The organism is Paenibacillus sp. CFBP 13594 (genome assembly GCF_014842675.1).
Taxonomy (GTDB): domain Bacteria; phylum Bacillota; class Bacilli; order Paenibacillales; family Paenibacillaceae; genus Paenibacillus; species Paenibacillus amylolyticus_B.
Genome location: NZ_JACYVQ010000001.1, coordinates 607,337 through 628,193, shown reverse-complemented (window position 1 = coordinate 628,193; position 20,857 = coordinate 607,337). Strand labels below are relative to the sequence as shown.

General features: G+C 49.1%; 17 protein-coding genes. 3 read left to right on the top strand and 14 right to left on the bottom strand.

Going from position 1 to position 20,857, the window contains the following annotated elements; genetic code table 11:
• Positions 1-59: 59 nt before the first annotated feature.
• The 7 genes from IFU39_RS02960 to IFU39_RS02930 all read right to left on the bottom strand — a co-directional run bounded on the left by IFU39_RS02960 (position 60) and on the right by IFU39_RS02930 (position 10,484).
• The gene (locus IFU39_RS02960) at positions 60-1,196 is read right to left on the bottom strand and encodes an ABC transporter substrate-binding protein (RefSeq protein WP_192131186.1); all 1,137 of its coding nucleotides are present in this window, start codon (positions 1,194-1,196) and stop codon (positions 60-62) included.
• Between the two features lie 76 nt (positions 1,197-1,272).
• Positions 1,273-3,246 (bottom strand): hydantoinase B/oxoprolinase family protein, encoded by a 1,974-nt coding sequence (locus IFU39_RS02955; protein ID WP_192131184.1) that lies wholly within the window; start codon positions 3,244-3,246, stop codon positions 1,273-1,275.
• Positions 3,243-5,291, bottom strand: coding sequence for a hydantoinase/oxoprolinase family protein (locus tag IFU39_RS02950; protein ID WP_192131182.1), 2,049 nt, complete (start codon positions 5,289-5,291; stop codon positions 3,243-3,245). The genes IFU39_RS02955 and IFU39_RS02950 overlap by 4 nt, the downstream gene beginning before the upstream one ends.
• Positions 5,292-5,332: 41 nt before the next feature.
• Entirely contained in the window at positions 5,333-6,061 is a 729-nt protein-coding gene (locus IFU39_RS02945) for an FCD domain-containing protein (RefSeq protein WP_223199720.1), read from the bottom strand.
• Positions 6,062-6,345: 284 nt separating this feature from the next.
• Positions 6,346-7,008 carry a class II aldolase/adducin family protein gene (locus IFU39_RS02940; protein ID WP_091019484.1) on the bottom strand — a complete coding sequence of 221 codons (663 nt, stop codon included), beginning with the start codon at positions 7,006-7,008 and terminating at the stop codon, positions 6,346-6,348.
• 69 nt (positions 7,009-7,077) lie between these two features.
• Complete coding sequence (locus tag IFU39_RS02935; RefSeq protein WP_105599051.1) at positions 7,078-8,568, bottom strand: rhamnulokinase; 1,491 nt, start codon at positions 8,566-8,568, stop codon at positions 7,078-7,080.
• Between the two features lie 125 nt (positions 8,569-8,693).
• Positions 8,694-10,484 (bottom strand): L-fucose isomerase, encoded by a 1,791-nt coding sequence (locus IFU39_RS02930; protein WP_091019487.1) that lies wholly within the window; start codon positions 10,482-10,484, stop codon positions 8,694-8,696.
• Positions 10,485-10,900: 416 nt separating this feature from the next.
• Here IFU39_RS02930 and IFU39_RS02925 point away from each other — a divergent pair, with 416 nt between their 5' ends.
• Complete coding sequence (locus IFU39_RS02925) at positions 10,901-11,917, top strand: LacI family DNA-binding transcriptional regulator (protein ID WP_192131180.1); 1,017 nt, start codon at positions 10,901-10,903, stop codon at positions 11,915-11,917.
• A gap of 231 nt (positions 11,918-12,148) precedes the next feature.
• Here IFU39_RS02925 and IFU39_RS02920 read toward each other — a convergent pair whose 3' ends face one another.
• From IFU39_RS02920 to IFU39_RS02910, 3 genes are read right to left on the bottom strand one after another with little or no spacing between them, the layout of a single operon-like run.
• Positions 12,149-13,042 (bottom strand): NAD-dependent epimerase/dehydratase family protein, encoded by an 894-nt coding sequence (locus IFU39_RS02920; RefSeq protein ID WP_192131178.1) that lies wholly within the window; start codon positions 13,040-13,042, stop codon positions 12,149-12,151.
• Positions 13,043-13,054: 12 nt separating this feature from the next.
• A complete protein-coding gene (locus tag IFU39_RS02915) occupies positions 13,055-13,792 on the bottom strand; it encodes an SAM-dependent methyltransferase (RefSeq protein ID WP_192131176.1) in 738 nt (245 codons plus the stop codon).
• Positions 13,793-13,822: 30 nt separating this feature from the next.
• Positions 13,823-14,803 (bottom strand): Gfo/Idh/MocA family protein, encoded by a 981-nt coding sequence (locus IFU39_RS02910; RefSeq protein WP_192131174.1) that lies wholly within the window; start codon positions 14,801-14,803, stop codon positions 13,823-13,825.
• Between the two features lie 189 nt (positions 14,804-14,992).
• Here IFU39_RS02910 and IFU39_RS02905 point away from each other — a divergent pair, with 189 nt between their 5' ends.
• Positions 14,993-15,577, top strand: a complete 585-nt coding sequence (locus IFU39_RS02905; RefSeq protein ID WP_192131172.1) for an Ada metal-binding domain-containing protein — start codon at positions 14,993-14,995, stop codon at positions 15,575-15,577.
• Positions 15,574-16,392, top strand: coding sequence for an SPL family radical SAM protein (locus IFU39_RS02900; RefSeq protein ID WP_192131170.1), 819 nt, complete (start codon positions 15,574-15,576; stop codon positions 16,390-16,392). The genes IFU39_RS02905 and IFU39_RS02900 overlap by 4 nt, the downstream gene beginning before the upstream one ends.
• A 167-nt stretch (positions 16,393-16,559) precedes the next feature.
• Here the strand turns inward: IFU39_RS02900 and IFU39_RS02895 are convergent, their stop codons facing one another.
• The 4 genes from IFU39_RS02895 to IFU39_RS02880 all read right to left on the bottom strand — a co-directional run bounded on the left by IFU39_RS02895 (position 16,560) and on the right by IFU39_RS02880 (position 20,840).
• Positions 16,560-17,666, bottom strand: coding sequence for a Gfo/Idh/MocA family protein (locus IFU39_RS02895; protein WP_091019500.1), 1,107 nt, complete (start codon positions 17,664-17,666; stop codon positions 16,560-16,562).
• 96 nt (positions 17,667-17,762) lie between these two features.
• Positions 17,763-18,488 carry a ThuA domain-containing protein gene (locus tag IFU39_RS02890; RefSeq protein ID WP_192131168.1) on the bottom strand — a complete coding sequence of 242 codons (726 nt, stop codon included), beginning with the start codon at positions 18,486-18,488 and terminating at the stop codon, positions 17,763-17,765.
• Between the two features lie 75 nt (positions 18,489-18,563).
• Positions 18,564-19,736: a Gfo/Idh/MocA family protein gene (locus IFU39_RS02885; RefSeq protein ID WP_091019501.1), complete on the bottom strand. Its 1,173-nt coding sequence runs from the start codon at positions 19,734-19,736 to the stop codon at positions 18,564-18,566.
• A gap of 54 nt (positions 19,737-19,790) precedes the next feature.
• Positions 19,791-20,840: a LacI family DNA-binding transcriptional regulator gene (locus IFU39_RS02880; protein ID WP_192131166.1), complete on the bottom strand. Its 1,050-nt coding sequence runs from the start codon at positions 20,838-20,840 to the stop codon at positions 19,791-19,793.
• Positions 20,841-20,857 lie beyond the last annotated feature (17 nt).

The window sequence follows — 20,857 nt, the reverse complement described above, 5'->3', positions numbered from 1 at the left end:
CCATCGATTCCGGGTTCAGAACAGAACCCGGAATCGTTTTGTGCCTGGCAACAATCCTTTTATTGAAGCTTTGTTTTCACGAGTCGGTCCCATAGTTCCTTCCAGGAAGAGCTGTTCTGTGCAAGCACATCCCAGTCTGGATTAATGCCGTTACTTTGCGTTTCGACGGAGAAGGAAGGATCATCCTTGTACTTGTCCGGAACTGCAGCTGTCGTACTGGTTACCGGCGTACCCGTTGCTTCCGCGTATTGTGACAGCGCCTCTGCGCTCAACAATTCGTTAATGATTTCGTTTGCAACACGTGCCTGCTCAGGTGTTGAGCCTTTCACTACCTGAAATGTGTACGGGAAGGAGATGGCACCTTCGCTCGGATATGCTACGGCCAGTGGAGAACCGCCATCAATCCATGTCTGTGCAACCTGTGCACTGAATGGGGCAATGAGCGCATCACCTGACTCCAGCAGTGCCTTCAGCTGATCATTGGATGAAACCAATGTGCCAATCTGGTCACTGCGATCTGCCCAGAACTGGAAGGCTGGCTCGGGATTTTCATAGGATGCGCCAATTTCTTGACCTTTGGTAGCAATAAGCGGGGAGATATAGGAATAGAACATGTAGTCCCAGAGCGCAGTTTTTCCTTTGAACTCCTCGTTATCCCATAGATCGTTCCAGCTGGTAGGCGGCGTTTTTACCAGGTCTTTGTTATATACCAGGGCGAAGCTCGAAACGCCCCAGACCACACCTTTATTGTCTGGCTTGTGGAAGGACTCCGGGATATCCTTGATATTGGTTACGATGCTTGTATCTAATGGCTCCCACATGTCATCGTTCAAACCTTTAGCCGTCGCATCTGCATTGAAATAACCGAAGTTGACGACCGGATTGTTGGCATTAGCCTGCTTGCCTGCCACCATCTTTGGATACATTACCGAATTGGAGGACTCCTCAAAAGTGACTTCAACGTTGGGATGTTCTTTCACATACTCGGCAACCACTTCTTTAGGAACAACATCCTGATTGGAACCGGCCCAGATAAACATCGTCAGCTTAACTTTGTCTGCGACTACTCCTGAAGAATCACTCTCTCCGGCAGTATTACTTGAGTTACCGGCTCCACCACAAGCGGAAAGCACCAATGTACCGGCCAGTGTCAGTGAGGCGAGGCTGAGAAAGCGTTTTTTGTTTGATTTAAACATGCAATTTCCCCCATCCATGTAGTTGGTTTTACGGTTTTATCGATAAGACGGAACTAGATATCCTCCATACACTTGATCAATTCAACCCTATTTGCTGGCGTATCCCTTCCATAATGTCTGAGATCTCCCGTGGATCTACAGTTAGGGATTCCTTACGTTTCTCCTCTACAATGCCCATGGTCTGACGTTTCAGGTAGTCTCTCAGTGCAAGCGGAGCATTCAGCAATGCCTGATTCAGCGTTACCTGCATCTCATCGCTCCATATGTCTTCAAATTGTTCCCGCGCCTTGCCATAGGCGAACTCCTCTTGCTGACGTGCTCGCTTGGCTCGCATTTGTTCGGTATCGCTCTCGTTTAGCTCCAGGCCGTCAATCACAACACCGTATAACTCAAGAGCTTTATCCGTGGATACCAGCCCTCTTCTTACATCTTCCAGAACCAGACGAGAATCACGTTCATACGGATCGCCATATCCGCCTCCGCCTTGTGAAAGGAACGTAACCGTTTCTCCAGGCTGAAGTAACAGCTCATCAATTCTTCCCAGATGATGCTCACTTGCACGCCCAGCATTTAAAATCGCTTCTCCATGTGAACCTACGCCGCCACCGAGCCTGCCCCACGGCTGAAACTCCATACGCTCCATGTTTCTGGCCGTCATCACAGTATCCGGTGTTAGAATTCTGACACACAGGTCAATCCCGCTTCCACCCCGGAAGGTTCCTGCACCTGCCGAGTCGGCACGAAGACCATAATGCTCGATTAACACAGGCATCTCGGATTCAACCGTTTCCGCAGGAATATTCCGTAGATGACCGACCGCAAAATCCATGCCGTCAATCCCGTCTTTCATCGGCCTAGCTCCCGAACCTCCGCAGATCGGCTGAATTACGCCCACCTTTTTCTTGCCATCGGATGCATCTGTCATCGCCATCATGACAATGCAGGCTTGTCCAGCTCCTGCCGCGGGGACCATATTGCCCTGAGCTTTGCCCAGGGCTCCCGTGATTACGTCCATCAGCCGAATAAAGGTCGCGGCACGTGCCCCAACAGCTGCCATCGGCTCAGGGTTGAGTACAGAAGCAGGCGGTGCGTTATTTCGCACCATGCGAATCATGCCCGAATTCCACGGAATGTTCGGATCGAGTGTACGGAAATAACGAATGAGTGCGGGTACCAGCATGTAATGTCCCTGTTGATTGTGGGTAGGAATATTGAATGAAGCCCTGACCTGAGGATCGGTGCCGCTAAAGTCCAGATGAATGTCACTGCCCGCGATCGTCATTTTGCATCGCAACCGGATGGGATATCCTCCGGGCCCCTTCTCCAGGTAGTCCCAGAAGTCATAGGAACCATCCGGAATATCCTGCACGATGGCACGGGCCTTCAGCTCGGCGTACTTCAACAAATGTTCGATACCCTGCTGAATTTTTTCCACGCCATAACGTGCAATAAGTTCCTGAAGCCGCTGCTCTCCCCGATTTAAGGCAGCCATAAGCGCTTTGAGATCACCAAGATTTTGTTCCGGAATTCGGCTGTTGTCCAGAAACATGCGCAGGATCTGCTCGTTCAGAACACCAGCTTCATATAGCTTGACTGGTGCAATCCGAATGCCTTCCATATGAATATCGTAGGCGCTGGGAGATACACTCCCCGGTACCTTGCCACCCACGTCAGAAGAATGAACAAAGCACATGCCATATGCAATAATTCGCCCTTCGTGAAAATAAGGCTTGATGAGATGAATGTCTGGAAGGTGTGTGACCATGCCTTTGGTGGAATAAGGATCATTACATATGACGAGATCCCCTTCCTTCCAGTCTTCTATACTGTTAATGGTCGCAGCAGCAGGAATGCCCAGGGACAGATTGTAGCCTGTCTCCAGCGGCGAGCCGAACGTTTCTCCGGATGGAGATAAGAGGTAGGTTCCAAAATCGCCCGTTTCTTTGACAAAAGCGGTGAATCCTGTGCGCAGAACGACATTCGCCATTTCTTCCACGGCGGCTTGAATCCGGTTGTTAAAAATCTCAAGAAAGACCTTGTCACCGATCATGCTTCCACCTCCCCAATCACGTTCCCGTGGGCATCCTGGTATACCTTAAATCCAGGCGGGATAAAGATCGTTGTATCATATTCCTCCACAATAATAGGCCCGGGAATGGGAGCATCCACCATTGGAATCTGTCTCCTTTTAAGTACCTTAGCTGTCTGCTGTACATGGTCAAAGGTAATGATCCGTTCTTCCGCCTCACTCTCATCGAATGGCAAATTTACTGGAACTACCGTGTTATGAGTAGGCAAAACACCAACAATGGTCGCTCGGAGACTTACAAACATAACCTCTTCCTCTGGCTGACTAATGCCAAACACGTTTTGGTAAGATGAATGGAATTTCATTCCTGCCTTTTTAGGGTCTTCAATTTCTTCCAATGTCAGCGTGACCTCAAGATCAAATGCTTGTCCTTCATAGCGCATATCCGCACTGTATAGGCAATAGATATTGTCCAGCTTGACACCCCCTCGCGCTTCCTCATCGACCCAGCTACGTCCCTGGTTTTCCAGTTCAGCGAAAAGAGAACCTAATTCGCCAGACACCAAAGTCTGGGTGCTTTTATGTAACGTATAAACGAAATCATTGCGAAGATTGGCAACCGTGCAGCCCATGGCACACAGCGTTCCCGGAGATGGCGGGATCAGCACTCTGCCAATGCCTACCTCACGTGCCATCAGAAAAGCATGCATCGGGCCAGCTCCACCATATGCGAGCAACGTAAAATCGCGGGGATCAACACCCTTGCGAGCCATTAGGGGAGAAAACTGGGCATACATATTGGCGGTTGCCACATCGAGAATGGCTTGTGCGGTATGTTCAGCATTCAGTCCAAGCTTCTCTCCCAGATTGGATAGAGCACGCTCTGCAAGTTCGGGATACAGACGCATTTGTCCACCAAGGAAACGATCAGCATGCAAGATACCGAGCTGTAGATAGGCATCTGTGGTTGTCGGCTCTTCTCCCCCGCGCTGATAGCAGGCCGGACCCGGGTTGGCTCCTGCGCTACGTGGTCCAACCTTGAGTACGCCTACGGAATCAAGCCAGGCAATTGAACCACCACCTGCTCCTATAGCCGTTACATCAACAGCAGGAATAATGACAGGAAAATCACCAACCTTGTTCTCGGATGAATAGGTTGGTTCTTTGTCAATGAGAGCAACGTCAACGCTTGTCCCGCCCATGTCAAATGTGATGACCTGATGAATCCCAGCTCGTTCAGCGATATGGGTCGCGGCGATTACGCCGGAAGCTGGCCCGGATAGAAGCGTGCGTACCGGCTCATTAGCCGCTCTGGCAGCTGTCATGATTCCACCGTTGGACATGGTGGACAGCAAGTTGGCTTTGAGGCCATATGCCTGAATCCCTTTTTGCAGACGCAGGAAGTAAGACCCCATCCGTTCACCTACATAAGCGTTCATCGCCGTTGCGAGTGTTCGTTCGAACTCACGCTGTTGTGGCCAGATGGCGCTGCTTCGGCTGAGAAACAGTTGCGGATAACGTTCCCTGATCAGATCTTCCGCAAGCTGCTCATGAGCAGGATTCACATAAGCATGTAAAAAACTGATGGCCAAAGCTGTAACGCCATCCTCCACCAGCTCATGCACCGCTTGCAACAGCTGTTCTTGATTCAGTGGCTGGAGTATCCTCCCACTCGCAATCACACGTTCATCAACTTCCTTAACGCGATGTCTCGGTACTAAAGGATCTGTCTTGTCACCGTACAGATTGGTTGTATCCTCAAGTCGCAACCGCCGGATTTCAAGAATATCGCGGAATCCTTTAGTGACCAACAGGCCTGTAACGGCACCATTTCGTTCGATTAACGTGTTGACGCCAAGTGTTGTTCCATGCACAAATAGATCAATCTCACGAATGTTCACGCCATTCGCCTTGAGTTGATCAAGTACGTTGAAAATCGCCTGTTCTGGAGCTGCTGCAATCGATGGCGTCTTCAGCGCCGCAATCACCCTGTTCTGATGGTCCATCACCAGTGCATCCGTGAAAGTACCTCCGATATCTATACCTAAACGATAGAGTGTGTCCACAAGCTCAACTCCTTTAACACCGGGTTTCGTTCAAAGGTGTTTTATTGGTTTTGCATGGCGAAATAACGTTTGACATCATTAATCATTTGGTTAATATGGTTCACCATCGCCGCTTCAGCCTGCTCTGGAGAGCCGGCTACAATAGCATCCAGAATCTGCTGATGGTCCACAACTAATTCACTTCCTACTCTCCGGCGAATATATGCTGTCTCCAGAAAATCACGGCTTGTCTCCCATACCAGTTCAACCGCGTGCAGAAGAATTTGGTTTTGCGCAGCATAAGCCAGCAATCTGTGAAACTCCCGGTCCTGTTCGTATGGTATAATATTCTTGGAAAGCAATTCATGCTGGTTCACAATCGATGCTTGCAACAGTAATATGTATTCTTTCGATGCACGCTGTGCTGCCAGAGAAGCAATCTCCCGCTCAAGTGCCCTTCTGGCAACGAGAACATCCACTAGAGCCTTTTCCCCGGAATGATTCAGCATCTGAATTAACTGTGAATTCACGCTTTTTTGCTGCAACTCTCTTTCTAATATATTTATTCGATCCAGACCCTGTTCGGTCAAAGTCCTTCCCTTGCGGCCTTCCAGAACTGTAAAACCTTCAACATCCATCTCCATAAGTCTTCTTCCGATGGTTGCCTGACTCAGACCATACGTTTTGCCCAAAGTATGAACCAACGTACTGGCCCCGATGGGAGCGCTGGCGTCTCGAAGCTGCTTCAGCAGTTCGTATTCCAGCTCCATTTCGTTTAGCTCAGGACCCACTGCATTCACCCCCCTCTTAAATACTTAATTGTTATTTATTATGCTTTTAGTTGTTACTCATTGATGATTAACGATAGTATAACTTCAAGCCATCTCAGTTTCAACAAATCTCATCAAATTAGTACGAATTATTCACTTCCGCTTTAATATTACGTTTTCTAATTCGACATTAAAAAAGAGCATTTCACATCCTTTATTCCAACGTTTAGCCGGAGGATGCAAACTGCCCTTAAGGTAGTAATATTTTGAACCATGAACACACTCACAAATGAACAAATAAGGTCTCAGGACTTGAGTTGTTGCAATAACTGCACACGGTAGGCTTCACTTTCAAGCGATTGAATTTCCTTATATTCTTCGGCAGTAAGCACTTTGGGTTCCCCGGCTGCTTTTGCGATCATATATACCTTCGCGCTTTCTTCCACTACCTGGGTGCGATAATAGGCTTCGCGGAGGTTTTTACCCGTTGTGACCAATCCGTGATTGACGAGAATGAGTGCCGTATGTTCTTCTACCTTTGCTGAGACTGCATCGGCAAGTAGTTTCGTCGTTGGCAGAACATATGGAACGAACCCGATATCGCCCACCAAAGCCGACTGATCAGGGAACAAGTGTGGCAATTCATCGAAAACAAGACTAAGTGCAATCGTATAGGCCGGATGCGTATGCACAATGGCTTGGATATCAGGATTCACACGATAACTGTACAGATGCATCAAAACTTCGGAAGAAGGGCGTGTTGTTCCCGCACGAGTCTCTCCTGTCTCGATATCAATGGCGATCCATTCGTCAGGCTCCAGATCCTCAAGTGCATAACCACTCGGAGACAATAACATCGTTCCCCCAGAGCGAGCGCTCAGATTCCCACCGGGTCCTACCACCAACCCTTGGGCAACTGCTCTGCGGGCATATTTCGTCAACTCTTCCCTTATTTGCTGTTCAGACATGTTTTCTCCACTCCTCATACTTTTCTTTTTAGCATTTTGCGTCCATGCTCATTGCATTAAATCTGTTCATTACCTTTTGATTTGATTCAGACTTTGGTAGTTTTCATAAGCTTCCTGCCACAGCTCTGTATCCTCAGGCTCATAGGTCTCGGGGGAAAAGGAAGCAGCCATGACCTCCCGTACCTCGGCCAAGCTACTCACTTCTCCATGCGCAAGGAATTGCAGCATGCAATTCCCGGCTGAAGTCGCCTCTGCCGGGCCTGCCACCACCGGGACACCGGCTGCATTGGCTGTAAACTGGCATAATAGTCGATTGTGTACACCACCACCAACCATATGAATGACACGAGGTCTTGTACCTGTAATCAACTGCATTTCATCCAGCGTCTGTCTGAATTCCAGTGCAAGACTTTCCAGAATGCAGCGTACAATCGCTCCAGTCGTTTCGGGCACTGTCTGTCCGGTGAGACTGCATTGTTGCCGTATTCGTTCAGCCATATTCCCTGGCGCCAAATACACGCCATCTCCCGGCGATACATAACTTTGATGCGGCGTTGCCAAGGCAGCCAATTGAATCAGTTCTTCATGTGTAAAAAGTTGATTCTCCCGCTCCCATTGCCGTTTGCATTCCTGTAGCAGCCACAAGCCTGAACGATTTTTCAGGGTGCGTACTTTTCCACTTACCGTCCCTTCATTCGTGAATCCCCGTGCACGACTTCGATCATCCAATACAGGTGTATCACGCTCCACCCCCATCAGAGACCAGGTGCCACAGCTGATAAAAGCGAAATCCGAATCATTCGCAGGGATTGCTGCCAGGGCAGATGCCGTATCATGTGAGCCTACAGAGACTACCTGCATCGGTCCAGTCCGTAACTCGGCGCACAACTCATTTGTTAAATCGCCCAGCACGGTACCCGGTTGAACGAGTTTTGGAAATAATGTTTCCGGTATACCGAGACGCCCGATCAGATGTTCATTCCAACGCGCCTCACCTGCATGCAACAGTCCACTGGTACTTGCAATCGTATACTCACAAGCCTGCTGACCGGATAGATAATAGTGAAACAAATCCGGCATAAATAACATGCGTACATCCGGACGCAAACCTTCGACATGCTCTCGCACACTGCCTAGCAATTGGAATACCGTATTGATTTGCTGCGGCAGAACGCCGGACATGGCGTACAGTTCTTCTTCTTTCACAAGGTGCAGAACTTCTTCCATCCACTGCGCATTGCGTGCCTCCCGATAGTGACGTGGATTCGAGCATAATCTTCCCGCCCCATCTACCAGTCCATAGTCCACTCCCCACGTATCCACAGCTATAGAACGGACCGTTGGAGAGATGCCTTGCGTCCCTTTCACAATGCCTTGTTTTAATTCATGAAAAAGTCGCAAGAAATCCCAATACAATCCATCGCCCAGCTGCACGGGTACGTTGTTGAATCGATGAACTTCTTGTAACGAGAGTCTGCTTCCATCAAAAGAACCCCGGACTACGCGTCCACTCCCAGCGCCGTAATCGGCAGCAAGCACATGTGTTGCTTGATCGCCCATTTTTTCAAGCCTCCTTAACTCTACGCGATAAGCCGTATTCGAGTTCTGAACGCAGCTTTCAAGAGAACGCCATGTTACCTTCAATTCATAAGGAACATGGCGTTTGACAGGAATGGAACTTTATTTTAGCGATATAACGGGCCAAATACACTGCAAGCACGGTAGTCTGCGCTCTCCGGTTCACTTGTGCCGAATAAGCCCCATGCACGCGGACGGAAAATCTCCGATTCAGGTACATTATGCATATTTACCGGAATGCGCAGCATGGAAGCCAGCGTAATCAGATCAGCACCGATGTGTCCATACGAGATGGAGCCATGGTTAGCGCCCCATTGATTCATGACCTCGTATACGGAAGTAAACGCTCCCGATCCGGTTAGAACAGGTGCAAACCAGGTGGATGGCCAGGTAGGGTCTGTCCGCTGATCCAGCGTATCATGCACATCTTCAGGCAGATCGACCGTGTAACCCTGAGCGATTTGCAGCACTGGTCCCAGTCCTTTGACCAGATTCAGACGTGTCATCGTTACAGGCATGCCACCTTTGGTCAGGAAATCCGCTGAATAGCCGCCCCCGCGGAAATATTCTACGGATGCCGGTCTCCAGGATGTTGCTTTTAGGCAGTCCTGTACTTCCTCATCTGTAATTTCCCAGAATGGCTTGAGCACAGGCTTCCCATCTCTGGACTGTTGTCCGGTGCCATCCAAGGCTGCGGAACCGGAGTTAATCAGATGCAAAATGCCATCCTTCGCGTTTCCTTCCAACTGGTGCCCCGTCACACGCTGTACCGAATCCGGACTCCAATACGTGCGCACATCAGCAAAGATCTGTGCCGTATGTGTCAGCAGCGAACCGAATAACATCGATACCCCATTTAGGCTGTCATTCTCCGTTGCAACCAGATAAGGCGCACGTTTGCCATTCCAGTCAAAGGAAGAATTTAATATCGACTCCAGAAAATCTCCGTTCGGAGAATGATCCGTCCACTGCCGTTGTCCCTGAAAGCCGGATACAATCGCGTGGTGACCCATCGATTCCTCTGTAAAACCAAGCTCTGCCAATCTTGGATTGCCCGCCATCAAGTCACGCACAATTTGGGTCATTTTCACAACGGTCTCCCATTCGTACTCTTTGCGTTTGCGATCCGTTTGCAGATGGGCAGCGTTGTTGTCCGGACCTTCGCTACAATTCTCCTTCACCCAGGCCAGTGCGAGCTTATACTCCTCAGGATCGTAGATTTCTTCTTCAATACGACGAGTGAGCTCGCTCATATCCACATATTCGTTGCGCATGCCCAGATACTCTTGGAAAAATGAATCGTTCACAATCGAACCTGCAATCCCCATGGATACCGATCCAATGGATAGATACGCTTGCCCTTTCAAGGTAGCGGCTGCCAGACCCGCACGGCTGAACCGGAGTAATTTCTCACGCACGTCATCGGGAATGGTTGTATCCCCGCCGTCCTGCACATCCTCTCCATAGATCCCAAAGGCCGGAATCCCCTTCTGTGCATGGGCAGAGAGTACCGCTGCCAGATAGACTGCACCCGGACGTTCAGTCCCGTTAAAACCCCAGATAGCTGTTGGAGTGGATGGTGACATATCCATCGTTTCCGTACCATAACACCAGCACGGTGTCACGGTGATCGTTACGCCCACGTTGGAACGGCTGAATAGTTCTGATGCTGCGGCCGCTTCGGCCACTCCGCCAATACAAGTCTCGGCCACAACACATTCCACCGCGGACCCGTCAGGATAACGCAGTTCGGCTGCAAGCAGCTCGGCAACGGATGTCGCCATCCGCATCGTCTGCTCTTCCAGTGACTCCCGAACACCCTTGCGTCTTCCATCAATCGTGGGACGAATACCAATCTTGGGGAAAGCCTGTTTATAACGATAATCCTGATGTGTCATACTGGAATGTCCTCCTTCAATTCGTTTCATAGAATTATTTGGGTTGAATTGAGAAACCTTCTGTCTGATCCATATGTAGTGATTGGAATGAGATAATGACGGAAATACAACCGATACCCGGGTGGCACGCAAGAGCTGCATACACAGATTATCAAGAGCATTACTTGAAATTGAATGCGTTTACATATTTAAAAAAAATACCAATAAACCATTTCATTAATCAGCCTTGTATGTAGTTCCTCTTTTCAAGAAAATGGAACGTGCATGAGCGAATTCAACGAAATGGTTTATGTAGTAAAGACGTTCAGAACCCTTTAGGGTTATCGGTAACCCTAACATAGCATGAGCCTATCTTGCTGTCAATTGGCATTATCCTATAGAATGGTAAGACTATGTTGCGGAAAGGTTAGATTCTAATGATTACCATTTACGATATTGCCAAAAAAGCCAACGTCTCCGCCATGACGGTCTCCAAAGTCATTAATCATACAGGCCGCATAAGTTCCGCGACACGCGAACGTGTGCAACAGGTGATCGACGAACTGGGTTACATCCCGAACTCCAATGCACGCAGTCTTGTGCTTCAGCGAACCCAGATGCTCTCGCTGCTTATTACGGATATTACCAACCCTTTTTATACAACACTCGCCCGCGGTGCTGAAGATGCAGCCCATCTTCGTGGGTACCGTCTTTTATTCGGCAATAGTGACGAGGATTACCATAAGGAAAAGGACTACGTGGATGCAATTCTGTCAACTCGCGTCGATGGTGTACTCTTTGCCCCTGCAGGAGATCGTTCTCTCACTCATCTGAAACAGTTGCAGGAACGTCACATTCCGTTTGTCTTTCTAGACCGAACCGTCCCTGGCATTACGTCAGATGTCATTGCCGGAGATAGCCGGGAAGGTGCGATTGAACTGATCCGATATCTGGTGCAATTGGGGCACCGGCGCATTGCACTGGTCAATGGTTCTTCAGAGGTTTCTACCGCCAGACTGCGGGAGGAAGGTTATATAGAGGGTATGCGTGAGGTCGGAGTTGATATCGATCCCGAACTTGTGCTTCGAACCGGGTACCGGGATTTCAGCGATGAAGAGGGACTGGATCAACTACTCTCACAACCGGAGAAACCAACAGCCATTTTTGCCGCCAACAACATGCTGGCGATTGGGGTCATCCGGCTTTTGCGCAAACGAGGACTACGTGTGCCAGAAGACATCTCTGTCGTATGCTTCGACGATCTGGATCTGGCTTCTGCTTTTGATCCTTTCCTGACTGTAGCAGCACAGCCAGCATATGACTTTGGGTTTCAGGGTGTACAGATGCTGATTGACCGGATTGAGGGCAAGGCCCCTTCCGAAGCCCAAACCGTCATTCTACCATCAGAACTGCGCATACGGGCTTCAGCTACTGCTCCACGTGAGCAAAAATAGAGTTAAGCACCAGAGTTGACTAAATATTATCGTGTAAATGATTAGTCCCACCTATCTAGATTAGCTCCCGTTCCAATTCGAAAAAATGTACAACATGAACAGGGTGCACCGGAGACTTCACTCTGGTTGCACCCTGTTTGATGTTCATACGTTGGAATGACCCAATTCGTCCGAACCGGTTGGTTCGTCAGATTCATTCAGTTTCATTTTGGTTCCATCCGAGCCGATATTCTACCGCTCCGACTGTAATGCGAGAGCAACCTCACGAACGAGTCCCGGGAACCAGTCCATCAGAGGTTCGAACGTATATCCCGCTTGTTCTGCCTTGGTCGTCACCATCGTCCATGATTCCTCAACGCCGAAGGGTGACATATCTTCTTTCACCGTTTCCATGAGGATCTGGGACTGCATGCCCGTGACCGTCTCGATCAGATGTATCATGGCTGACAGCGTAATTGCACCCTTGGAAGCTGCATTCACTGGACCGGTAATGGACGAATGTCCAAGCCAAGCGAGAAATCTTGCCGCTTCAGTGGAATTGATAAATCCAATCTCCGCATCCGGATTTGGCATGCCGATCGGTTTTCCTTTTTGCACATGTTCAATATGAAAATGGAGTCTTCTCGTATAATCATCAATCCCGAGTACAATGGGAATGCGCATCGCTACAACCGGGAAATCCGCTACTTGGAAAAATACAGCCTCTGCAAGCCGTTTGCCTTCTCCATACGAAAAATCCTCCGCACTCCCATACTGTAATGGATATGTATACGGGTCAAAATCCGTTTCCTTAAATCCAGGTTTGGGATCACCGTACACCGAGAGTGTGGATGTCAGAACGTATCTTTTGGTGCGTCCTGCAAAAGCTTCACATGCCGCTTTCGCCGCATCTGGGGAATAACAGATATTGTCGTACACGACATCCCACATGTCTGTCTGCGCAACCTCTGCCAGAGATTCCGTGTCTTCACGATCCATCTTGATTCGATTTACTTCGGGTCCGAAGTCAACATCCGTTTTACCACGAGTGGCGACTGTGATCTGAGACTTCCCTTCCCACAGCAAGTGATCCACCAGACGTTTACCGAAAAAACGTGTACCCCCAAGTATAAGGACTTTATTCATCCAAAAAACCTCCTATCTTGTTCGTTTATGTTTAACAATGTGAAGCATGGTGTGAGCGTTCCGTTGAAACTCATATGAAGTTGGTTCTTCGGATACCGTGTACCCTCGCTCTTCGAGTATTAATTTTAACTCATCCATGTGTTTGTAACGTTGGCCAGACAGATCCACTGTTGGAAAAATGCGAACCTCTCGTTTGGTCACACGCAGTAGTTCCATCACGGTTGCAACATGAAAATCAACATCCAATCGATCCGCATACGTAAACAGGAAATGGGCGGATAACGTCAGATCGAATTGTTCATCCGCAAAGGGTAGATCCGGGAGCACAGACGCCACATAATGGTCAGGAAACATTCTCATATCTGCGATGCAATCTGTGATGGCACGAGTTCGTTCTTCCTTTAACCCCTGGATTGATCCAAATTGATCCCACACATATATGCTTTGCACCGATTCCATCTGTTTCATCGTATGCTCAATGTCCTGAAATCCCTTTACTTCAAGCTCGTCGATCTCATATTCGTAGGCAATATCCACGGCCATGGGGTCTGCACCCAACTTGCGCGCATGGCTACTGAATGAACACGCTCCACCTGGACAATCCAGAATGGACTTGCCATTAATCTCCTCCACATTCAGGTTGAACATCTTCATATATTCCTCGAAGGTTCTTCCTATGAAAACGATCTGTGTCAGTTCCAAACCAACAGAATCATTGGAGGGTTTGTTGCTCTGCTCATCTCTGCTCATCTCGTCTCAGCTACCTTTCCTGTTTTTGAATCAATCGTTAGGGAACACAAGCCCAATCTGCTTCCGAATCTGATCCATGACCTGCATCGTAACATAGGAGCGTTCATACGTGTTCATGTCAGACTCCTTTTTGCCTTCCTGAACCAGATTCACGAACTCCTCCACTTCATAATACATCGCCGGATGGTTTTGTTCGACTGTGAGCTGCTCCACCGTACCGTCATTGTAACGTATCTCTGCATGTTCCGGTGAGCCAATCTTGTCAATGATGATGCTGCCCAGTTCCCCCATAATTTCGCTTGGTACATGAGAATTGGAGATTTTGGAGTATGTAACAACCGCATCCATCCCATTATAATCCAGTAGCACACTGCCTTGTCCATCCACACCAGATTCCAGCATCATCGCTTGGGATTGAACCCGATTAGGTGCACCGAACAACGTAATCAATGGATAGAGACAATACACACCGAGATCCATTAACGCCCCATTAGCGAGTTCAGGCTTGAACGCGTTCAGGACAATCCCCTCTTTGTACTTGTCATAACGCGAAGAATACTGAGAGTATCCTGCTACATATTTGCGGACAGGACCGATTTTATGCAGGCTCTTCTGCACCATTTTGAACTGGGGAACAAGGGTCGATTTCATCGCTTCCATGAGCAGAACCTCGTGTTCTCGTGCTGTATCGATTATGCTCCGAACTTCGGCGCTATTTGCAGCCAGAGGTTTCTCGCACAATACATGTTTACCGTTTCTCAGAAAAAGCTCAGCCTGCTCTGCATGAACCGTATTTGGTGTGGCAATGTAGACTGCATCAATCACATCACTTGCTGCCAACTCTTCCAGATCGGTGAAGCGGTGTTCAACATCATATTTATCTGCAAATGCATTAGCCTTATCTTCAGTTCTTGAATACACGGCGGTTAACTTGAATCCATCAACCTGTGCTGCGGCTTCGAGAAGCCTTTCTGTAATCCAGTTGGTACCCACTACTCCAAAACGAACCATGCTTACCTACCTCTTTCATCTATAAAATTCATTTGAGATATAAACCACTTCCATCTTGTATATTGTAGCTCATATTTCGTTCAGATTGAAGGAAGGTACTTTATCCCAGATATTGATATCTTGCTTTTTAAGTTGAAACTTCGTCAATCCCTTGGAACTAGGGGTATAATTAGAGATGAGGTGATCACCGTGAAAAGTCCAGATCAAGATCGCATACTGCCCGAATCGATAGATGAAAAATACTGGCATGCCATCATCAACAACGATAATTCTTATGATGGAACGTTCTTTTACGGTGTGCAGACAACGGGTATTTTCTGCCGACCTTCCTGTAAGTCCAGAGCACCCAAAGCTGAAAATGTGCTGATATTTCAACATGTTGAAGAAGCGTTGGCACGAAAGTTCAGACCCTGCAAACGTTGTAAACCAACAGGCGAGCGGGTACCTGATCAGGAGTGGATATACGGGATCACGGATTACATCGAACATCATTACGCCGAACCTCTAACCTTGGATGTCCTTGCCACTGTAAGTCATGGCAGTCCTTATCATCTGCATCGTGTGTTCAAGCGGATTACAGGTCGCACACCGGTTCAATATATTCAGGATAAACGAATGACCGAAGCCCGGAAGTTGCTTGAACATACCGGACTTACCGTCACCGATATTGGCCGCCATGTCGGTATACCTAACTCAGCTTATTTCATTACTGTATTTCGCAAACACACAGGTCTCACACCTGCACACTACCGCGAAAGGCATGAGAACTTATGAAAACCAACCTTTCTTACAAAATACCCAAAACGTTACTGAACAAAGGAACAGGCTTCCTTAATGGATATACACATACGTTGAATCCTTACACAGGCTGCGCCTTCGGTTGTTCCTATTGTTATGTCAGACAGATGCCTGTCTCCTTATTTCGCAAAGAGGATTGGGGGAGCTGGGTGGATGTGAAACAGGAGGCCTCCCGAGTGTTCGCCAAAGAATTGCAGCGTGCCCTGGCGAAAGGCAAAGTCACGCTGTTCATGTCATCCAGTACAGACCCGTATCAACCCGCTGAGTACAAGGAGTGTATCACGCGTTCATTACTTGAAACGATGGTACAGCATCCGCCCGATTTTGTATTAGTCCAAACCCGCAGTCCACTCGTTACCCGGGATATAGATCTGCTACTGCAGTTAGGTGACCGGGTTCGGGTTAGTATGACTGTGGAGACGGATCTGGACGATATGCGCAAACATTTCAGTCCTTCCGCTCCCCCGATTGCAGGCCGATTACGTGCATTGGAACAGTTGCGGGATGCCGGAATACCAACACAAGTTGCGATCGCTCCCGTATTACCCAGCAGTGAACAGTTTGCAGCCATCTTGAGACCTCTGGTTCAGCGTGTATGCATTGACGATTATTTCATGGGCGATGGCAGTGAGGGCAAGCGCACCCGGCGACTCGGCCTGGAGTCGCTCTATCAAGAAGTGGGGATGGAGCACTGGTATCATCCAGATGCGTATCAGACTGTTGTTCAGCGGATGAAAAACGTTTTTGCCGAGGATGAGATCTGGATCAGTCAGGCGGGATTTGAGCCCTAAATGGCTATATAAGTTGAATTAAAGAATATATACACTGGACACTCCAATTACCGAACAACCTTCCGATCGCTGTTATCTCCAATTTTTCTTAAATTTAATAAAAACAGCCCCTTTCCGTGTTCGAAGGAAAGGGGCTGTTCGCCATGATATAAGCCATAATGGCTATCTTATTTATCCAATGTATACAATGGCAGATCCACCGGCAATGCAGCCGGGCGCTGACACGAGCTTTTCATTTGGTAAAACGTCTGCTCATCTGATGAATCATGGAATGCCCACATGGCCTCAAGTACGTGGTATGCCAGTTCCCCGCTCGCACGGTGTGCACGTCCACTTTGGGCTGCATAGGCCATATCTGCCACACCGATGCCACGTGTATTTTCCTGATATCCTGGGAGAAGCGGAACTTCCGTCCATTCATGTTCACCCAGCAAGCGGTAACGAACCGGACCGCCGAAGGTGTTGGGATCAGGTACCTGCAATGTGCCATGCGTGCCGTATATCTCAATCGGTGGCAGTGCACTTCCGCCAAATACGTCAAAGCTCGTAATTAGCGTGCCAATGGCACCCTGCTCAAACTGCAACAGACCCGTAACGTGAGTTGGAATTTCGACGGGAACCACTTGGCCTCTCTTTTTCTCACTCGTAATCGTCCGTTCTTCCATGGCTTTACCTGTCATGCCCGCAATGGACTTGATCGGTCCCATCAGTTGAACCAATGCCGTGAGGTAGTACGGACCCATGTCAAACATTGGCCCACCGCCTGATGCGTAATAAAACTCCGGATCTGGGTGCCAGTGTTCATGACCACGGCTCATCATAAATGCGGTTGCCGCAACCGGCTTGCCGATTACCCCTTCTTCCACCAATTGAAGTGAAGTCTGGATACCTGAACCAAAGAAAGTCTCTGGCGCGCAGCCCACGAGCAATCCTTTACGCTTCGCTGTTTCGAGCACAGCCTGCCCTTCTTCACGGGTAACAGCGAGTGGTTTTTCCACATAGACATGTTTGCCTGATTCAAGCGCCCGCAAGCATACATCCGCATGAACGGAAGGAATCGTCAGGTTGATGATCAGCTCAATCTCAGGATCAGCCAAGATTTCATCCACGCTGTATACGTTTGGCACGTTATAGGCTGCAGCCTGCTCCTCTGCACGTTTCCGATCAAGATCCGCAACAGCAACAAGTTCCAGCACCTCGAACCGGTGACAATTTTCCATATAAATACCGCTGATTTTACCGCAGCCAATAATGCCTACTTTCATTTTTTTCATGCTTGGGGCTCCCTTCGCCGTGGATCAGAAATGGTTTATCCATTGAGGATGAATGGTTGACACTGAAGTTACGTTTACGATCAAACTACAATCTCATTAGTTCTGATTGTCCGCCATACCTGTATACACTTCGGTTGCTGCACTTACTCGACTCTTGGCAAGCTCTTTGCCTGCTGCTGTCCATTTGAAACCACTGCGCATCATTTCTGTCACGGGTTTCATGTCTACAATGTCTGCATGGTGTCCCAGTGAGTTGTAGAATACCCGCCCTGCACCCCATCGTTTCGTCCAGACAACAGGCATATCTACGGGTCCATTCGCTGCATGCGGACCAGTCACCACTGGGAACCGAGTTGTTGCCAATACTTCCACTGCCGGGTCTACGTGCAGGTAGTACTGTTCACTTTTTACCTGAAAATCTTCAATATGATCCAGTAACGGGCTAGAGCCACGCTTCATGTTCACCACATACTCAACACCATCGTTACCTGGATGAGCAACCCATTGTCCACCCGTCATAAACTGCCAGTCTACGTTATTTCGGAAGGCATCACACATCCCGCCATGAATACCAGCCAAGCCCACACCGCTCTGAACAGCCGCAGATACGTTATTGACCAATTCCTGCTCAATTTGTCCCATCGTCCACAAGGGCACGATCAGATCCAGACCCATCAGCTTCTCTGCATCCGCATAAGACTCCAACGTATTCGAGACTTCAACCTCAAACTGCTCTTCCTTCAAAATACGCTCAAAAATCGCTGCTACCTGCTCCGGTTCATGTCCATCCCAGCCGCCCCATACAATCAGTGCTTTACTCATCGTTTATTCACTCGCTTTCAACTAGTTTAGTTGTGCTCAACGCTAATCCTGACTTCCTCCGCCTTGCTTGCTCACTTACATCTCTTCAAGTGTCACCCAGCGTCGCTCCGTCACCGAACGTTCTACCGCTTCCAGTACAGCCTGACAGGCGACCCCATCGTGGAAACTCGGTGATGGTTGTCGTCCTTCAGAGATCGCAGTTACCAACTCCAGCATTTCATGCGTGAACGTGTGCTCGAATCCAATCGTATGTCCGGCAGGCCACCAGGCTTCGGAATACTTGTGTGCCGGATCGGTTGCCAGTACACGACGGAATCCCTGTACGTCCTCTTCATCCTTTGTAAAATATACTTCCAGTTCGTTCATCCGCTCAAAATCAAACCGTACACTGCCGAGACTGCCATTAATCTCAAACGAGTTCGTACTGCGATGCCCCGCTGCAAAACGTGTAGCTTCGAAGCTGCCCAGCGCCCCTCCTGCGAATCGTGCCAGGAACAACGTAGCATCGTCGACGGTCACTTCTCCTTTCGGTGCATCCGCATTCGAACTGCCCTTTGCACTCAGCCCGGTCATCTCTGCTGCAAGTGGTCGTTCTTTGATAAATGTTTCGCTCATGCCGATGACTTCCTGGAATTCACCAACAAGGAAACGAGCCAGATCGATTAAGTGCGCGCCCAGATCCCCATGGGAACCAGAGCCAGCCACTTCTTTTTGCAAACGCCATACCAGCGGGAACGAAGGGTCCATGATCCAGTCCTGCAAGAAAAAAGCACGGAAATGATAGATCTTACCCAGTCGTCCGCTCTCCACCAGATCCTTCGCCAATTGTACCGCTGGTGAGAAACGGTAGTTGAACCCGACCATATGTGCGACTCCGGCCTCCTCTGCTGCCTGAAGCATCTCACGCGAATCCGCGAGGGACAGAGCCAGTGGTTTCTCACAAAAAAGGTGCTTGCCCTGACGGGCTGCTTCCAACGCAATTTCCTTGTGGGCATCACTTGGGGCGTTAATATCAATCAGATCGATATCATCCCGCTTCACCAGTTCGCGCCAATCTGTTACACTTTCGGACCAGCCGAACTGATTCGCTGCCTCCTGCACTCCCTGCTCGTTACGTCCACAGATCACAGACATCTCAGGCTGCAGCGGAGCAGACGGGAAAAACATCGGCAGACTGCGATAGGCATTACTGTGGGCCTTCCCCATAAACTTGTATCCAACCATTCCGACACGAAGACGATTTGACATGGTCATTTCCTCCTTTGGAATAATAAAAATTCTTTCAATATGTGTACCAATAAACTATCGACGGATAGAAGAAGCACGGATGATCAGTTCGGTAGGCAACAACGCTCTCGCTGATTCGGTTACCGCTGGAACAGGGTTATTCTCTTGATGCGTCTCACCCACAGACCCATGCATAAGCTTCGATACTGCAAGTTCACCCATCTCAAAAAATGGAACCCTGACGCTACTCAGCGGCGGAACCGCCATCTCGGCGGCATCGGAGTCGTCATAACCCACAAATGCCGGAAAATCCGCAGGCCCTATTCCCCGCTCACGCAAACCATGCATGACACCAATGGCCATCCGGTCATTGGCCGCAAATACAGCATCAATCTCATGTAGGCGATCTGCTACAATCGCTGCCGCCTCAATGCCGCTTCGTCTGCTATAATTTCCCTCAAGCAATAGACTCGGGTCCAGTTCCATACCTGCTTCTTGGAGACCAAGACGGACACCTTCCATTCGCTCCTGGCTGTTGGAATAGCTGTCTGGACCATTGAGAAAAGCGATTTTGCGATACCCCTGATCCGTCAGATGGCGTATGGCAAGCCTGCTGCCTTCCACATGATCCGCATCCACTTCCGTAAACGATTGGCCCGCAAAATGCTGATTCATGACACAGAACGGGTGTCCTTCCTGGTGAAGCTGCTGCATGGCTGCCAGTTCTTCATGTTCATCTCGGGCACCAAGGATAATGCAAGCGTCCACCTTCTGACGCCGGAACAGATCCGTATAATTCATCACTTCACCCGGTGTCCGGAACATAACCAACAGATCCATGCCATTGTCTCTGGCTTTGCTTCCAATCCCACTCAGCATTTCCGAGAAAAAATACGCCGAGAACAGATGCGCCTTCGGAACATAAGGTAATACCACGCCAAGGTTCCCGCTTTTACTTCTGGCAAAACTGCGAGCAAGAGCGCTGGGCACATAGCCTAACTGTTCAGAAGCTTCAAGAACCTTGCGGCGTGTCTCTTCTTTAATAGGACCTACCCCATTAAGCACCCGGGAGACCGTTGCCTCGGAAACACCCGCAAGATCAGCCACTTCTTTACGAGATGCCATGAATTTCACCCCCTTCT

Bases quoted from the DNA above. Each gene is read 5' to 3' on its own strand.
- IFU39_RS02960 (WP_192131186.1), bottom strand. From the start codon at position 1,196: ATGTTTAAATCAAACAAAAAACGCTTTCTCAGCCTCGCCTCACTGACA.
- IFU39_RS02955 (WP_192131184.1), bottom strand. From the start codon at position 3,246: ATGATCGGTGACAAGGTCTTTCTTGAGATTTTTAACAACCGGATTCAA.
- IFU39_RS02940 (WP_091019484.1), bottom strand. From the start codon at position 7,008: ATGTCTGAACAGCAAATAAGGGAAGAGTTGACGAAATATGCCCGCAGA.
- IFU39_RS02935 (WP_105599051.1), bottom strand. From the start codon at position 8,568: ATGGGCGATCAAGCAACACATGTGCTTGCTGCCGATTACGGCGCTGGG.
- IFU39_RS02930 (WP_091019487.1), bottom strand. From the start codon at position 10,484: ATGACACATCAGGATTATCGTTATAAACAGGCTTTCCCCAAGATTGGT.
- IFU39_RS02925 (WP_192131180.1), top strand. From the start codon at position 10,901: ATGATTACCATTTACGATATTGCCAAAAAAGCCAACGTCTCCGCCATG.
- IFU39_RS02920 (WP_192131178.1), bottom strand. From the start codon at position 13,042: ATGAATAAAGTCCTTATACTTGGGGGTACACGTTTTTTCGGTAAACGT.
- IFU39_RS02915 (WP_192131176.1), bottom strand. From the start codon at position 13,792: ATGAGCAGAGATGAGCAGAGCAACAAACCCTCCAATGATTCTGTTGGT.
- IFU39_RS02910 (WP_192131174.1), bottom strand. From the start codon at position 14,803: ATGGTTCGTTTTGGAGTAGTGGGTACCAACTGGATTACAGAAAGGCTT.
- IFU39_RS02900 (WP_192131170.1), top strand. From the start codon at position 15,574: ATGAAAACCAACCTTTCTTACAAAATACCCAAAACGTTACTGAACAAA.
- IFU39_RS02895 (WP_091019500.1), bottom strand. From the start codon at position 17,666: ATGAAAAAAATGAAAGTAGGCATTATTGGCTGCGGTAAAATCAGCGGT.
- IFU39_RS02890 (WP_192131168.1), bottom strand. From the start codon at position 18,488: ATGAGTAAAGCACTGATTGTATGGGGCGGCTGGGATGGACATGAACCG.
- IFU39_RS02885 (WP_091019501.1), bottom strand. From the start codon at position 19,736: ATGTCAAATCGTCTTCGTGTCGGAATGGTTGGATACAAGTTTATGGGG.
- IFU39_RS02880 (WP_192131166.1), bottom strand. From the start codon at position 20,840: ATGGCATCTCGTAAAGAAGTGGCTGATCTTGCGGGTGTTTCCGAGGCA.